This is a genomic window from Streptomyces sp. NPDC017056, assembly GCF_044332485.1.
In the GTDB taxonomy this organism is placed as follows: domain Bacteria; phylum Actinomycetota; class Actinomycetes; order Streptomycetales; family Streptomycetaceae; genus Streptomyces.
Map to the genome: position 1 here is coordinate 342713 of NZ_JBIRPD010000002.1, position 15344 is coordinate 358056.

Consider the following 15344-nt stretch of genomic DNA (forward strand, 5'->3'; position numbering starts at 1 on the left):
CGAGAGCAGTGCACGTAAGCGCGTTGCTCGTTGCTCCGCAGATGCGGGGCGACTAGGTTCCACACCGGTCCGTATCCGACAGTTCTACATCCGAGGTGACGTAGGCGTGGCTCTTCCGCCCCTTACCCCTGAACAGCGCGCAGCCGCGCTCGAAAAGGCCGCCGCGGCTCGCCGGGAGCGCGCCGAGGTCAAGAATCGGCTCAAAAACTCCGGCGCTTCCCTTCACGACGTCATCAAGCAGGGCCAGGAGAACGACGTCATCGGCAAGATGAAGGTCTCCGCTCTCCTGGAGTCCATGCCCGGCGTGGGCAAGGTCCGCGCCAAGCAGATCATGGAGCGGCTGGGGATCTCCGAGAGCCGCCGGGTGCGCGGTCTCGGCACCAACCAGATCGCCGCCCTGGAGCGAGAGTTCGGCAGCAAGGCCGGCTGAGTTTTCTGGCACCGCCGGGGAACTGGAATAATCGCCACATGGCTGTAACACCCCGGGGCACGTCCCCCGTATCCCCGGACGCCCGTCCGCGGCTGACCGTGCTCTCCGGCCCCTCGGGGGTCGGCAAGAGCACGGTCGTCGCCCATATGCGCAAGGTCCACCCCGAGGTCTGGCTCTCGGTGTCGGCCACCACGCGCAAGCCGCGCCCCGGGGAGCGGCACGGCGTCCAGTACTTCTTCGTGGACGACGAGGAATTCGACAAGCTCGTCGCCAACGGCGAACTGCTGGAGTGGGCCGAGTTCGCGGGCAACCGCTACGGCACCCCGCGCAGGGCGGTCCAGGACCGCCTGGAGGCGGGCGAGCCGGTCCTCCTGGAGATCGACCTCCAGGGCGCCCGGCAGGTCCGCGAGTCCATGAAGGACGCCCAGCTGGTCTTCCTGGCTCCGCCGAGCTGGGAAGAGCTGGTGCGCCGGCTCACCGGCCGGGGCACCGAGGCGCCCGAGGTCATCGAGCGCCGTCTGGCGGCCGCCAAGGTCGAGCTGGCCGCCGAGACCGAGTTCGACGTGACCCTGGTCAACACCTCCGTCGAGGCGGTCAGCCGTGAGCTGCTAGCCTTGATGAAGGTTCTTTGATCTTTACACCGGTTTTCACCCCCTTCGGAAGGCAGAGAGTGTCCTCTTCCATCACCGCGCCCGAGGGCATCATCAACCCGCCGATTGATGAGCTTCTCGAGGCCACCGACTCGAAGTACAGCCTCGTGATCTACGCCGCCAAGCGCGCGCGCCAGATCAACGCGTACTACTCGCAGCTCGGCGAGGGCCTGCTGGAGTACGTCGGCCCGCTGGTCGACACCCACGTCCACGAGAAGCCCCTCTCCATCGCGCTTCGCGAGATCAACGCGGGCCTGCTGACCTCCGAGGCCGTCGAGGGCCCGGCTCAGTAAGCAGTACGGCGTCGAGTGGTACGGAGTCCCGAGGACCCCGCCACGGCGCCTTCACCAAGGGCCCGGCAGCGCCGCTGCCGGGCCCTTGGTGTGTCATGGGGTAGGCAACCAACCGGGTCCGCACCCGCACGGGACGGAACCCACGGCGTGGGGAGAGAACGCGATGGACAAGCCGGCACAGTCGGAGCCCGCCGGGCGGCCCAGGGTCGTCCTCGGCGTCAGCGGCGGCATCGCCGCCTACAAGGCGTGCGAGCTGCTGCGGCGGCTCACCGAGTCGGGGCACGACGTCCGGGTCGTGCCGACCGCGGCGTCCCTGCACTTCGTCGGCGAGGCCACCTGGGCGGCGCTCTCCGGCAACCCGGCCTCCACCGAGGTGTGGGAATCGGTCCATGAGGTCCCGCACGTCCGCATCGGCCAGACCGCCGACCTGGTCGTGGTGGCCCCCTGTACGGCCGACATGCTGGCCAAGGCCGCCCACGGCCTGGCGGACGACCTGCTCACCAACACCCTCCTCACCGCGCGCTGTCCCGTGGTCCTCGCCCCGGCGATGCACACCGAGATGTGGGAGCACCCGGCCACCCAGGAGAACGTCGCCACCCTGCGCCGCCGCGGCGCCGTGGTCATCGAGCCCGCCGTCGGCCGCCTGACCGGCGTGGACACCGGAAAGGGCCGCTTCCCCGACCCCGCCGAGATCTTCGAGACGTGCCGCCGCGTACTGGCCCGCGGCCCGCAGGGGCTCGCCCGGGACCTGGCCGGGCGGCACGTCGTGATCAGCGCCGGCGGCACCCGCGAGCCCCTGGACCCGGTCCGCTTCCTGGGCAACCGCTCCTCCGGCAAGCAGGGGTACGCGCTCGCCCGCACCGCGGTGGCCCGCGGCGCCCGCGTCACGCTCGTCGCCGGCAACAGCGAGCTGCCCGACCCGGCCGGGGTGGACGTGGTCCACATCGGTACGGCCCGCCAGCTGCGCGAGGCCGTGGTGCGGGCGGCGGCGGACGCCGACGCGGTGGTCATGGCGGCCGCCGTGGCCGATTTCCGCCCCGCCGTGTACGCCACCGGGAAGATCAAGAAGAAGGACGGCCAGGAGCCCGAGCCGGTGGCCCTGGTCCGCAACCCGGACATCCTGGCGGAAATCTCGGCCAACCGCCCCCGGCCCGGCCAGGTGATCGTCGGTTTCGCCGCCGAAACCGACGACGTCCTCGCTAACGGCCGCGCCAAGCTGGCCCGCAAGGGCTGCGACCTGCTCGTGGTCAACGAAGTGGGCGATCACAAGGCTTTCGGGGCGGCCGAGAACGAAGCGGTGATCCTGGCCGCCGACGGCGCCGAGACCCCCGTACCGTACGGACCGAAGGAAGGTCTTTCGGACACGGTGTGGGACCTGGTGGCGCCCCGCCTGGCGGCTCCCCACCCCGCCCCCTGACCCCGTCCGCCCCTCTCTCCCCCTGATCAGGACGCCCCGCCCGGGCCCGCAGCGGACCGGGGCGTTCCCCTCTCCGGCGAGGTGTCCCAGGTCACGAGGGGTCCATAAATCGAGACTGCGTGCCCGAACGCCTCTCATGACCGATAAACTGGCCCCGGATCGCGCCGAGCGCAGCTCTCGGCCTTTCCGACCATGATCAGCCAGCAGCCGCTGCAACCCCAGGGAGCGATGTGTCCCGCCGTCTGTTCACCTCGGAGTCCGTGACCGAGGGTCACCCCGACAAGATCGCTGACCAGATCAGCGACACCATCCTCGACGCCCTCCTCAAGGAGGACCCGACCTCCCGGGTCGCCGTCGAGACGTTGATCACCACCGGCCTGGTCCACGTGGCCGGCGAGGTGACGACGAAGGCGTACGCCGACATCCCCAACCTCGTGCGCAACAAGGTCCTGGAGATCGGCTACGACTCGTCCAAGAAGGGCTTCGACGGCGCCTCCTGCGGCGTCTCCGTCTCCATCGGCGCGCAGTCCCCGGACATCGCCCAGGGTGTCGACACCGCTTACGAGAAGCGCGTCGAGGGCGACGAGGACGAGCTGGACAAGCAGGGCGCCGGCGACCAGGGCCTGATGTTCGGCTACGCCTGCGACGAGACCCCGGAGCTGATGCCGCTCCCGATCAACCTCGCGCACCGCCTGTCCAAGCGCCTGTCCGAGGTCCGCAAGAACGGGACCATCCCCTACCTGCGCCCCGACGGCAAGACCCAGGTCACCATCGAGTACGACGGCCACAAGGCCGTCCGCCTCGACACGGTCGTCGTCTCCTCCCAGCACGCCTCGGACATCGACCTCGACTCGCTCCTCGCCCCCGACATCCGCGAGTTCGTCGTCGAGCACGTCCTCAACCAGCTCGTCGAGGACGGCATCAAGCTGGACACCGACGGCTACCGCCTGCTGGTCAACCCCACCGGCCGCTTCGAGATCGGCGGCCCGATGGGCGACGCCGGCCTGACCGGCCGCAAGATCATCATCGACACCTACGGCGGCATGGCCCGCCACGGCGGCGGCGCCTTCTCCGGCAAGGACCCGTCCAAGGTCGACCGCTCCGCCGCCTACGCCATGCGCTGGGTCGCCAAGAACGTCGTAGCGGCCGGGCTGGCCGCCCGCTGCGAGGTCCAGGTCGCCTACGCCATCGGCAAGGCCGAGCCGGTGGGCCTGTTCGTCGAGACCTTCGGCACCGCCACGGTCGACGTCGACAAGATCGAAACCGCCATCGCCGAGGTCTTCGACCTCCGCCCGGCCGCCATCATCCGCGACCTCGACCTCCTGCGCCCCATCTACTCCCAGACCGCCGCCTACGGCCACTTCGGCCGCGAGCTGGACGACTTCACCTGGGAGCGCACGGACCGCGTGGAGGCACTGCGGAAGGTTGTGGGGCTGTAGTCCTGCGTTGTGCTTGAAGGCCCCGGCCCCGGTCCGCTTCGGCGGGCCGGGGCCGGGGCTTTTGCGTGCACGACGCGCGAGCGCGTCCACCTCACCTCCGCTCCGGGAGCGTCACCCCTCCTCAGACGTCCCGTAACCAGCTCCGCCTGCTTCGCCCGGCGCCTCCTCGTCGGAGTCTCCGGCGGATTCGTCTTCGGCGGACCCGGGGGAGTCGAACCGCCGGCGGATGGCCGACGCCGCTTCCTCGCACCCCTCGGCGGCCAGGCAGTCCGCGATCCGGCGGGCGAACAGAGCCCGTACGTACGCGTCACCGGCCAGCCCGGCGTCATCCATGAACGACCCCAGCGCCGTGGGGACATCCGGCTCCTCCGGTTCCCGCTCACCGTCACCGTCCCGGAACGGCTGCCCGTCCGGGGCGGCGAACGACGAGAAGTACGCGCCGTGCGGTGCGGTGGCGCCGTTCACCGACTCTCCGTTCACCGGCTCTCCGGGCGCGCCGGGGCGTGCGACCAGGTGCCGGAACAGCTCCGGCACCTCCTGGTTGTTGGCGGCAGAGGACAGCTGCGCCAACGGACCTATGAGGTCCACGGTCTTCTCGATCCGGTCGTCGTGCTTGGCCATCCACCAGACCACGGCACTGCCGGTGTCCTTCAGTACCTCGTTGCCCAGATACGTGCGCTTGCTGCGTTCGTAGTTGCGTTCGTGCTCCCAGACGTCCTCGTCCTTGCGGACCGTCGAGAGCTTGGTGAGACGTTCCCGGTCCGCGTCGGACAGCTGGAGCGTGACGTTCTCGGCCATCGCCTCGACCCGGTCCGTCACATCGGGCTCCATGGTGCCCAGTGCCCCGTCCAGCTGGTGCTGGGCCAACGTGCTGTGGTGCGGATTCTGCCGCGCGGTGACGGCCCGCGCCCGGGCCAGGACGGCGTCGACCGCCAGCCCGCCCGCGTTCACCCGAGGGGCGTCCACCGCGGCGCCGAGCGGACGCCAGCGGATCGTGGCGGAGAACAGGAAGTCGTAGTCCGGCACGGAACTGGGAAGCGCCACCCCCGCCACGGTCCTCTCCCAGCGCTCGACGGGCGGGACCGGGAGATCCGGGTGAGCGGGATACTCCCACGGCCCGGAGGGCCGGCGCCGGGAACCGGACCAGAAGGCCGCGGCCGAGCCGGCGACCAGGACGGCCGCCGACGCGGGCCAGGCCCAGACGGGCCACTGCAGGCTCAGCCCGGCGATGACCAGGAGCAGAGCGCAGATGACGGTGAGGAAGACCGTGGCGGTCTTGTGGCCAGAACTCATGACGATCTCCGGAAGCGGGTCACAGGCTGGGAACGGGCGGCTCGATACCGTGCGCGGCGTCGATCCGGCACTCGAGCGCCGCGAACAGCGCCCGGCGCTCCGCCACCTCGGCGGGCACGGCCGGAACCCAGTCGCGGGCGACGGTGTGCAGGCGGGCGAGGACGCCAGGAGCCCGGGCGGCGGCGTCCACCACGACATCGAGCAGTGACTCCAGGTGCGGCCCGGTGGCCAGCGCCGCCGTCAGCCAGTCCGCCAGAGGCTCGCGCCACTCCTCGTACGGGCGATGACGCAGCACGGCGGCCCAGCCGGCGGCCAACCGCTCCCGGACCGCCGCACTGCGGAACAGACCGCGGGTGCGGACCGCCACCGCCGCCATGGCCAGCAGGAGCGCCGCGTCGGTCGGCCACCGTTCCGGTTGCAGCCGGCCCAGCAGCATCCGGAAGAGCCGGCCGCCCTTGCGCGCGAGGCCGAGCAGCGCTTCGAACGCCTGGTCGTCGCCGGAGCCGGACGCCCGCGCCAGGTGATGCAGCCGTACCAACGCCTGGTCCGGGTGCCGCACGGCCATGACCCGGGAACAGACCACGACGAGCGCTTGGCGCAGATCCCTGGGCAGGCCCGCCACGAGAGACCACTCGTAGATCCGCTGGCGGAACGCGCGGCCGAAGCCGTCGTGATTCAGGCCCTCCGTCAGCGCTTGGGAGATGTCGGCGAGCAGCCGTCCGGCGTGGCGCCCGGCCCACTGCTCGGCCAGCCACCACAGATCCTGGGGGCGCCCACTGGCCAGACACTGTTCCGCGAACCAGCCGATCAGCTCCTTCCGGGTCTCCTGGGGCAGATCGTGCCAGGTGACACAGTCCCGCACCCAGTCACGGAACTGCCGGCGAAGGTCCGAGAAGTACGTCCAGAAATGGGCGCGGATCGCCGCGTCGTACCCCAGGACGCGGAACCGGACACCGCCGTCCTTGCCCGTACCGGCTTCGACGGCCTTGAACTCGGCCGCGAGGTCGGTGTGGTCGAGGCGGGGGCGGTCGTCACCGGGATGGCCGAGGATGTCCTGCAGGGCGTTGGCAGCCCGCAGCACGACGGCGGGGTCACGCCCGTGGAACATCGCCAGGGAGAGGGCGAGGGCGCGTTGGCGGCCGGTGAGCTGCGCCATGAAGTCGGCCACCCGGGGCTTGCGGCTGTCGGCCCGCTCGGCCATCGCCCGGTCGCACCAGCGGCGGAAATCGCCGGCCGCGCCGTCCGCGTCCCGGGCGCGGCGGATCTGGCCGGCGAGTTTGGCGAGGTCCTCCATCGTGGCGTCTGCCGTGTACTGGGTCAGCTGCGGGGTGGCGAGGTCGGCGGGGTCCGGGCGGATGCCGTCCCGGCGGAGGTACCGCATCAGCAGCCTGCCGCCATCCGGGCGTTCGATCTCGGCCGTGAGCCAGTGCAGGTCCTGGCGTTGCAGGTGGTCGAATTGTTGGGGCAGGACGACGACGAGCCGTGCCGAGCGGGTCGCGACCACGGACCGGAAGTCGGAGAGCTCGGCCTGTACGGCGTTGTAACGCTCGGCGTCGCTGTTCGACAGATCCAGCAGCATCCGGTCGTGCTCGCCGATCAGCGCGGTGTCGAGAGCCCGGTCCGTGGTGTCGTCCTGGGTGTCGGGAAGCTCGTGGAAGTTGCCCGCGCCCTCGGAGAGTTCGTGCAGCAGTATCAGCGCGGCGGCCCGCCGGCCGCTGCCGGGCTGCCCGGCGATCAGGACGGTGCCGTGGTCGTGCAACAGGCTCCGCGCCCGGCGGAAACCAGACGGGTAGACGAATCGTTGGTAGAGCCAGCGGCGGTCGTCCTCCGCGATGGCGAGGGACGTCCGCACCCTTGTGGCCAGGCGTGAAACGGCTTCGTGAACGTAGAAGTTGTACTGGGGGCCTTCCCCGGTGCTCAGCGGGGCGTGTGCCTGGTGGACGTAGGAGCCGAAATGGCCTGCGACGCGCTCGGTCATCGCTCGCCGTCCCGGCGGCGGGGAGACGAACCGAATTGGTGGCTGATCGGCACGTGGGCGTAGTCGCCGGAAACCTGCGTCGTCCCATCGCCGTTGATCTTTGTTCCGCCGGCCCCGACCTGGTCGCCGGACCCCGTGTGCATCGGCGCGTTGGACTCGTTGACGAAGGTGCCGACGGTGCCGCGCAGGTTTCCGATGCCGCCACGCTGCCCCTCGTTGCGCACCGACGGGACGGGCTCGTGGGGCGCTTCTTGGCGAGCGCGTTCCGTGGACGGCGCTGCCGTGTCCAGCGGCGCCAGCTCGGGTACCTGCGCGACGAGCCGGTCACCGAGCCGCGCGATCTCCCTTTCACCGCCGTCCCGCAGCCACAGCCGCTCGTACTGGCACTCGGCGAGCTCGGCGAGAGAGGACGGCAGCGACTTCGGGTCGAGTTGTTCCACACGCCGGCCCAGCAGCAGCGGCACGACCAGGACCCCGCAGGTGAGCGCCTCCTCGATCTCACGGCGTACCCAGTCGTCCTCGTTGTCCAGCGCCCGCCGGTCCGGACGTTGCCGGTCGGGGGCGTCCAGCCAGCGTTCGCCTATGAGAGCGAGGAGGACGCAGCTTCGCCGGACGGCGTTGACGATGTCACGTTCGTAGCGCGCGCCGAGAGGGATCGATGCCCCGGCGAGGAAGGTGCTGTCCTTCCCGAAGCGGGCGGACAGCGCCTCCTTGAGCCGTTGTGCGGTGTCCTTGCCGTCGCCGGTGCGGTAGTTGATGAAGATTTCGGGCATGGCTGAGTGACCTTCCTGAGTTGCAGGTGGATGAGCCGGGATGACGTGTGGCCGGCCGCGGGGCGGCGGGCGGTTCCTACCGGGGGGCCGAGGCCAGCGTCGTGGAGAGCTCCGGGCTGAGTTCCCGTACGGACGCGTTGCGGGGGTGGCGCCCCAAGGTGCGGGCCAGCCGTCGCAGGTCGGCGGTGATCGTCGCGGACTGGACGAGGCTGATGGTGGGGAGCAGGTCTCGGGTCACGTCACAGGCGAGTTCGATCTCGCCAGCGGCGGCGTGCGCGAGGGCGCGCCGGAGTTCGTAGCGGGAGCGGGTGCGCAGTGCGTGACCGGGCAGCCGCGCGGTCTCCCTGCCGAGGATTTCCGCGGCCTGCCGCGGCCGGCCCAGTTCGTAGAGGCACCAGCCGGTGAACATCGCCACCACGTCGGGCAGGTGGGAGGCGCCGATGACGGGTTCGTGCGGGTCGCGGCGTTCGAGTGCGAGGAGGTTCCGGGACCGGTCGAGGCTGCGCATGCAGGCGTCGTAGTCGCCCTTGACGGCTTGGCACTGGGCCAGTTTCTGTGCGGCCAGGCCCTTGATCCGTGGCGGGGCGTGGCTGTCGAGCGCGTGGGTGGCCAGGTCGACGGCGCCGTCCGTGTCTCCTCGGAAGAGGCTGATGAGCGAACGGCGGGCCAGTGCGTACGCGGCCAGGCTGTCGTCGTTGCCCGCCTCCGCGAGTTCCACGGCGCGGTCGGTCCACCACAGTGCGGCGTCGTCGTTCCCCGATTCCTGGGCCATCCAGCCCGTGTACTCGGCGAACCGGGACGCGAGTACCAGAAGTGCCTGACGGGTGCGGGTGCCGCTGCGGGCGGCCAGTTGTTGCAGGCTGTGGGTCTGGGAGATCAGCTGCGGTAATAACGCGCCGGGACCCGACACCTGTCCGAGCCGCCGGTACTGGCCGAACAGCGCCCGTGAAGCGTCGACCAGCGTCGTGGCCCCGGTACCGGTGGTGACGTTCATGCCGCCCACCCCGATCCCCAGGACCGAGGCCGCTCCGGCGCTGATTACGCGCCGGCGGCCCACCGGCTGGAACGATCCGGATCCGTCCTTGTCCAAGTGCATCAACCACACCTCACCTTCGTGACTCGTCGGCGGAATGCCCTTTACCGGTGCGGGCGCCGGCACCAGGCCGGCCAGTGCCCCTCGTGCACCAAGTTCTTCGTCGCAGAGCCGGGCGAGCTGCGGGGTCGGGGGCTTGAGTCCCCGTTCCACCTTGCTCAGCTGCCCTTTGCTGTAGTGGACCCGTCGGCCCAACCGGTCGAGCGAGAGGTTCGCTGCCAGGCGGCGTCTGTGGAGTTCTTGTCCGAACGCACAGGGCTGCTGCGGAAGCACTGCATCCTCCGTAACTGTTCGTCCGGGCAGCCGGCGGGCGTTGCGTGTCAGCGTGCGGCAGGCGGCGCGGAGGAACAAGGCGAACGGGACCGTTTCCCGTTTCCACCTGGGAGCGAATCGGATGCGGTGGCGGCTGTCGAGACGGCAGGGGGCAGCATCGGTGGCGGCGGGTCTGTCAGTCCGGTCTGCTAAGACTGGTGCTGTGAGCAGGGAAGACGAGGGGCAGGGTGCGGGGCCGGAGCAGCTTGCGTTGATTCGGGAGGCGGTGCGGGGGACGAAGGCGGCGCGGGCGAAGCCGCGGACGTGGCGGGGGGCCGAGCTGGCGGAGCGGCTGCCAGTGGCGCGGGTGCTGGTGGACAAGGGGCTGGTGCATCTCGACCGGTATTTCGACTACGCGGTGCCGGCCGCGATGGACGCGGAGGCGCAGCCCGGGGTGCGGGTGCGGGTGCGGTTCGGGGCCGGGGAGAAGGGGGGCCGGCGGGAAGGGGGGAAGCTGGTCAACGGGTTCGTGGTGGAGCGGGTGGCGGAGAGCGAGTTCCGGGGGGTGCTCGCGCCGATCGCGCAGGTGTTGTCGCCCGAGCCGGTGTTGTCGCCGGAGTTGCTGGGGCTGTGCCGGGCCGTTGCCGACCGGTATGCGGGGACGCTGGCGGACGTGGTGCAGCTGGCGGTGCCGCCGCGGCGGGCGAAGGTGGAGGGGCAGGGGAGCGGGGCTCCGCTGCCGCCCAACGCGATGCCGGAACCGGGGAGTTGGGGGCGGTATCCGGCGGGGCCGGGGTTCTTGGAGGCGTTGGGGCGGGGGGACGCGCCGCGGGCCGTGTGGACGGCGCTGCCGGGGCCGTACTGGCCGCAGGAGCTGGCGCGGGCGGTGGCTGCCGCGCTGGCGTCCGGGCGCGGGGCCTTGGCCGTGCTGCCGGACGGGCGGGCTGCGGCGCGGGTGGACGCGGCGCTGCGGGAGCTCGTCGGTGAGGGGCGGCATGTGGTGCTGAGTGCCGACGCCGGGCCCGAGGAGCGTTACCGGCGGTGGCTGGCGGTCAGCCGGGGCGCGGTGCGGGCGGTGATCGGGACGCGGGCGGCGATGTTCGCGCCGGTGAGGGATCTGGGGCTGGTGGCTATCTGGGATGACGGGGACGGTAGTCACAGTGATCCGCACGCGCCGCAGCCGCATGCGCGGGAAGTGCTGTTGCAGCGGGCGGTGAACGAGCAGGCCGGTTTTCTGCTGGGCGGGCTGAGCTGCACGGTCGAGGCGGCGCAGCTGGTGGAGACGGGCTGGGCGCGCCCGCTGACGGCCGAGCGGGAGCAGGTGCGGGCCGCGGCGCCCCTGGTGCGTACGGTCGGTGACGCCGACGAGGCGCGGGACGCGGCCGCGCGGGCGGCGCGGCTGCCGACGCTGGCGTGGCAGGTGGTGCGCGAGGGGCTCAAGCACGGGCCGGTGCTGGTGCAGGTGCCCCGGCGGGGGTATGTGCCGCGGCTGGCGTGTGAGCGGTGCCGGGAGCCCGCGCGGTGCCGGGCGTGCGCGGGGCCCTTGGAGGCGCGGGACGCGGGTGAGCTGCGATGCGGCTGGTGCGGGCGCGAGGAGGGCGACTGGCGCTGCGGGGAGTGCGGGGGCGTGCGGCTGCGGGCGCAGATCGTGGGGGCGCGGCGGACGGCGGAGGAGTTGGGGCGGGCGTTTCCGGCCGTGCCGGTGCGTACGTCGGGGCGTGATCATGTGCTGGACACGGTGCCCGGAGTTCCGTCCCTGGTGGTGAGTACGCCGGGGGCGGAGCCGGTCGCCGAGGGCGGTTACGCCGCCGCGTTGCTGCTGGACGGCTGGGCGCTGCTGAGCCGCCCCGACCTGCGGGCCGGGGAGGAGGCGTTGCGGCGCTGGTTGGAGGCCGCGTCGTTGGTGCGGGGCCACGCCGAGGGCGGCACGGTCGCGGTCATCGCGGAGGCGACGCTGCGCCCGGTGCAGGCGCTGGTGCGCTGGGACCCGGTCGGGCACGCGGTGCGGGAGCTTGCGGAGCGGGCCGAGCTGGGCTTCCCGCCGGTGTCCCGGATGGCGTCGGTGACCGGCCGTCCGGAGGATGTCGCGGAGCTGCTGGCGGCGGCCGCGCTTCCGGAGGGGGCGCAGGTGCTGGGTCCCGTACAGGTGCCGGTGCCCGATGCCGGGCGGCCGCGCCGCCCGGGGGATCCGCCGCCCGGCGAGGCGTGGGACAGGGCGCTGGTACGGGTACGGCCCGGCCAGGGCGCGGAGCTGGCGGCTGCCCTCAGGACGGCTCAGGCGGCGCGGTTGGTGAAGCGGGAGGGGGACGCAGTCCGGGTGCGGATCGACCCGCCCGACCTGGGGTGAGGGGGATGCCGCGGTAGTGGCGCCGGCCTGCCGCCCCGGGGAAGGGCCGGGGCGGTATGCGGCGTGCGGTCGGTCGTGGCCGGCCGTCGGCCGGCTGCCGGTCAGCCGTTGCGGGGGCCGGGGAAGGCGCCGGGGCGGGCCTCTTCCCTGGAGGGGACGGTGGACTGGCCCGGGAGGCTACGCGCGGCGGGGACGGCCGGCGCGCTCGGCAGGCCGGGGGGCACGGCCATGCTCCGGGCGGCGGACGGCTCCGGCGTACGGACCGCCTCGCCGGTGTCGGCGCCGGGCTGGGCGGCGGTGCGGCGGGCGCCGTAGCGGCGGTGCACGGCCTGCTTGGTGACGCCCAGGGCGGAACCCACCGCGTCCCAGGAGAAGCCCAGCGAACGGTCGAAGTCCACCGCGGCCGTCACGAGGGTCTCGACGCTGTCGCGCAGCTCCTGGGCGAGACGGACGGTCGGTGCGGGGGCGCGCCCGTAGACGACGAAGCCGGCCGACGGGCCGGTGCGCCGCGGCCGGTAGACGTTGCCGAGCTGAGCGGTCAGGGTACGCAGGGCGTCCACCTGTCGGCGGACCCGCTCGATGTCCCGTACCAGTAGGTGCAGGCTGGCGCGCGCCTGGGCGTCGTGGGTTGCGTGGTCGGCCATGAACAAGCCTCTCGAACCGGCGTTGGATGTGCATAGGAACGTGACAAGCAGGTGAAAACGAGCGGGCCGCGAGGGCGGCCCGGGTCGGTCAATGCTGCTTGACCAACGCGACAGCAGCGGCTCTGGTCACGGTATGGGGGCGTACGGGCTTCAACGCGGGGCGCGCGTCTGTTCGCACGCCCCCCGAAGGTGTGGCCCATAGACTGGTGCGCCGTTCCGCAGCGTGTGAGAGGTAGTACGCCACCCATGAGGCTCGTCTTCGCCGGCACCCCCGAGGTCGCCGTACCCGCCCTGGATGCCCTGATCGCCTCGGACCGGCACGAGGTCGTCGCGGTCGTCACCCGGCCGGACGCCCCCGCCGGGCGCGGCCGCAGGCTGGTCGCCAGCCCGGTCGCCGAGCGGGCCGAGGAGGCCGGCATCGAGGTGCTCAAGCCCGCCAAGCCGCGCGACGAGGACTTCCTCGCCCGGCTGCGGGAGATCGCGCCGGACTGCTGCCCGGTGGTGGCCTACGGCGCGCTGCTGCCGAAGGCGGCCCTGGAGATCCCCGCGCGCGGCTGGGTCAACCTGCACTTCTCGCTGCTGCCCGCGTGGCGCGGCGCGGCCCCCGTGCAGCACGCGGTGCTGGCCGGCGACGAGGTGACCGGCGCCTCCACGTTCCTCATCGAACAGGGGCTGGACTCCGGGCCCGTGTTCGGGGTGGTCACGGAGGAGGTACGGCCGGCCGACACCAGCGGCGACCTGCTGACCCGGCTGGCCCTCGCCGGCGCGGGACTGCTGGCCGCCACGATGGACGGCATCGAGGACGGCACCCTGCAGCCGGTGCCGCAGCCGGCCGAGGGCGTCACCCTCGCGCCGAAGATCGAGGTCGAGGACGCCAAGGTGGACTGGGCCGCGCCCGCGCTGCGCGTGGACCGGGTCGTGCGCGGGTGCGCGCCCGCGCCCGGCGCCTGGACCCTCTTCCGGGGCGAGCGGCTGAAGCTGATGACGGTCGGGCTGGTCCGGGACCGTACGGACCTGGCCCCCGGCGAACTCGCCGTCACCAAGAAGGCGGTGTACGCGGGCACGGGCAGCCACGCGGTGGAACTGCTGTGGGTGCAGCCGCAGGGCAAGAAGCCGATGCGCGGCGCGGACTGGGCGCGCGGCGTGCGGATCGCCGACGGGGAGCGGCTGGGGGACTGAGGACGGGCGGCGGGCGCCGGGGCGGCACTGCCGTCCCGGCCCGGCCCGCCGCGCCGCCGCCCTCCCACGTACGCTTGGGGGCGAATCCCATCTCGTACTGCGGAGCACATTTCTCGTGAGTGGTCAGTCGCGTCGTCCCAGCAAGCCCTACCGCCGCCCCCAGAAGGACCCGGTGCGGATACTCGCCTTCGAGGCGCTGCGGGCCGTCGACGAACGGGACGCGTACGCGAACCTGGTGCTGCCGCCGCTGCTGCGCAAGGCGCGGGAGAACGGCGACTTCGACGGGCGGGACGCGGCGCTGGCCACCGAGCTGGTGTACGGCACGCTGCGGCGGCAGGGCACGTACGACGCGATCATCGCGCGGTGCGTGGACCGGCCGCTGCGGGAGGTCGACCCGCCGGTGCTGGACGTGCTGACGCTCGGCGCGCACCAGCTGCTCGGCACCCGCATCCCGACGCACGCCGCCGTGAGCGCGAGCGTGGAGCTGGCCCGTGTGGTCCTGGGTGACGGGCGCGCCAAGTTCGTCAACGCGGTGCTGCGCAAGGTCGCCGCGGACGACCTGGACGGGTGGCTGGAGCGGGTCGCGCCGGAGTACGACGACGACCCCGAGGAGCACCTCGGCATCGTGCACGCGCACCCGCGGTGGATCGTCTCCTCGCTCTGGGACGCGCTCGGCGGCGGGCGCGCCGGCATAGAGGACCTGCTGGAGGCCGACAACGAGCGGCCCGAGGTGACGCTCGTGGCCCGGCCGGGACGGTCCACCACCGGCGAACTGATCGAGGCCGTGGGGGAGGAGAGCGCCCTGCCGGGCCGCTGGTCCCCGTACGCGGTACGGCTCGCCGAGGGCGGCGAGCCCGGCGCCCTGGACGCGGTGCGCGAGGGCCGCGCCGGTGTGCAGGACGAGGGCAGCCAGCTCGTCGCGATCGCCCTGGCCAACGCCCCCGTCGAGGGCACCGACCGCACCTGGCTGGACGGCTGCGCCGGTCCGGGCGGCAAGGCCGCGCTGCTGGGCGCGCTCGCGGCGCAGCGCGGGGCCCGGCTGCTCGCCTCCGAGAAGCAGCCGCACCGCGCGCGTCTGGTGGCACGGTCGCTGGCGGGCAACCCGGGCCCGTACGAGGTCATCGCCGCCGACGGCACCCGCCCGCCCTGGCGGCCCGGCTCCTTCGACCGCGTGCTGATGGACGTGCCGTGCACCGGGCTGGGCGCGCTGCGCCGCCGCCCCGAAGCGCGCTGGCGCCGCCGCCCGGAGGACCTGGACGGCTTCGCGCCGCTCCAGCGGGAGCTGCTGCGCCAGGCGCTGCTGTCGGTACGCGTCGGCGGCGTCGTCGGCTACGCGACCTGCTCGCCGCACCCGGCCGAGACGCGCGCCGTCGTGGACGACGTCCTCAAGGGCCGGGCCGGCGCTGACGTGACGGCGGAGTGGATCGACGCCCGGCCTCTGATGGAGGGCGTCCCCGCACTCGGCGACGGCCCGGACGTACAGCTGTGGCCGCACCTGCACGGCACGGACGCGATGTACCTGGCGCTGCTGCGGCGCACGGCGTAGGGAGCGGGGC

The 15344-nt window shown here is 72.7% G+C and carries 13 protein-coding genes; 8 read left to right on the forward strand and 5 right to left on the reverse strand.

Translation table 11 applies throughout. The features are described from left to right. Positions 1-106 precede the first annotated feature (106 nt). The 5 genes from ACH4OW_RS04515 (at position 107) to metK (ending at position 4229) form a co-directional block, all read left to right on the forward strand. A complete protein-coding gene (locus ACH4OW_RS04515; protein WP_030999380.1) occupies positions 107-430 on the forward strand; it encodes an integration host factor in 324 nt (107 codons plus the stop codon). A gap of 38 nt (positions 431-468) precedes the next feature. Continuing rightward, entirely contained in the window at positions 469-1062 is a 594-nt protein-coding gene (gene gmk, locus ACH4OW_RS04520) for a guanylate kinase (RefSeq protein WP_398024880.1), read from the forward strand. A gap of 38 nt (positions 1063-1100) precedes the next feature. Beyond that, a complete protein-coding gene (rpoZ, locus tag ACH4OW_RS04525) occupies positions 1101-1373 on the forward strand; it encodes a DNA-directed RNA polymerase subunit omega (RefSeq protein ID WP_003982715.1) in 273 nt (90 codons plus the stop codon). A 163-nt stretch (positions 1374-1536) separates the two neighbouring features. Further along, positions 1537-2790 (forward strand): bifunctional phosphopantothenoylcysteine decarboxylase/phosphopantothenate--cysteine ligase CoaBC, encoded by a 1254-nt coding sequence (coaBC, locus tag ACH4OW_RS04530; protein ID WP_398024883.1) that lies wholly within the window; start codon positions 1537-1539, stop codon positions 2788-2790. Positions 2791-3020: 230 nt separating this feature from the next. After that, positions 3021-4229 carry a methionine adenosyltransferase gene (gene metK / locus ACH4OW_RS04535; RefSeq protein WP_360135835.1) on the forward strand — a complete coding sequence of 403 codons (1209 nt, stop codon included), beginning with the start codon at positions 3021-3023 and terminating at the stop codon, positions 4227-4229. A 111-nt stretch (positions 4230-4340) separates the two neighbouring features. On the opposite strand, the gene ACH4OW_RS04540 is transcribed toward metK, so the two are convergent. From ACH4OW_RS04540 to ACH4OW_RS04555, 4 genes are all read right to left on the reverse strand, one after another. Beyond that, positions 4341-5522 (reverse strand): hypothetical protein, encoded by a 1182-nt coding sequence (locus ACH4OW_RS04540; RefSeq protein WP_398024885.1) that lies wholly within the window; start codon positions 5520-5522, stop codon positions 4341-4343. A 19-nt stretch (positions 5523-5541) separates the two neighbouring features. Continuing rightward, positions 5542-7500: an ABC transporter substrate-binding protein gene (locus tag ACH4OW_RS04545; protein WP_398024887.1), complete on the reverse strand. Its 1959-nt coding sequence runs from the start codon at positions 7498-7500 to the stop codon at positions 5542-5544. Next, entirely contained in the window at positions 7497-8273 is a 777-nt protein-coding gene (locus ACH4OW_RS04550; RefSeq protein WP_398024889.1) for a toll/interleukin-1 receptor domain-containing protein, read from the reverse strand. Before ACH4OW_RS04550 ends, ACH4OW_RS04545 begins: the two co-directional genes overlap by 4 nt. Positions 8274-8349: 76 nt before the next feature. Next, a complete protein-coding gene (locus ACH4OW_RS04555; protein WP_398024891.1) occupies positions 8350-9639 on the reverse strand; it encodes a helix-turn-helix domain-containing protein in 1290 nt (429 codons plus the stop codon). 202 nt (positions 9640-9841) lie between these two features. Here ACH4OW_RS04555 and ACH4OW_RS04560 point away from each other — a divergent pair, with 202 nt between their 5' ends. Then, positions 9842-11965, forward strand: coding sequence for a primosomal protein N' (locus ACH4OW_RS04560; protein WP_398024893.1), 2124 nt, complete (start codon positions 9842-9844; stop codon positions 11963-11965). Between the two features lie 101 nt (positions 11966-12066). Here the strand turns inward: ACH4OW_RS04560 and ACH4OW_RS04565 are convergent, their stop codons facing one another. Then, positions 12067-12609, reverse strand: coding sequence for a hypothetical protein (locus ACH4OW_RS04565; RefSeq protein WP_398024894.1), 543 nt, complete (start codon positions 12607-12609; stop codon positions 12067-12069). Positions 12610-12855: 246 nt separating this feature from the next. Here ACH4OW_RS04565 and fmt point away from each other — a divergent pair, with 246 nt between their 5' ends. Together fmt and ACH4OW_RS04575 are read left to right on the forward strand one after the other, a co-directional pair. Further along, a complete protein-coding gene (fmt, locus tag ACH4OW_RS04570) occupies positions 12856-13788 on the forward strand; it encodes a methionyl-tRNA formyltransferase (protein ID WP_398024896.1) in 933 nt (310 codons plus the stop codon). A gap of 115 nt (positions 13789-13903) precedes the next feature. After that, a complete protein-coding gene (locus ACH4OW_RS04575) occupies positions 13904-15334 on the forward strand; it encodes a transcription antitermination factor NusB (RefSeq protein ID WP_360135851.1) in 1431 nt (476 codons plus the stop codon). Positions 15335-15344 lie beyond the last annotated feature (10 nt).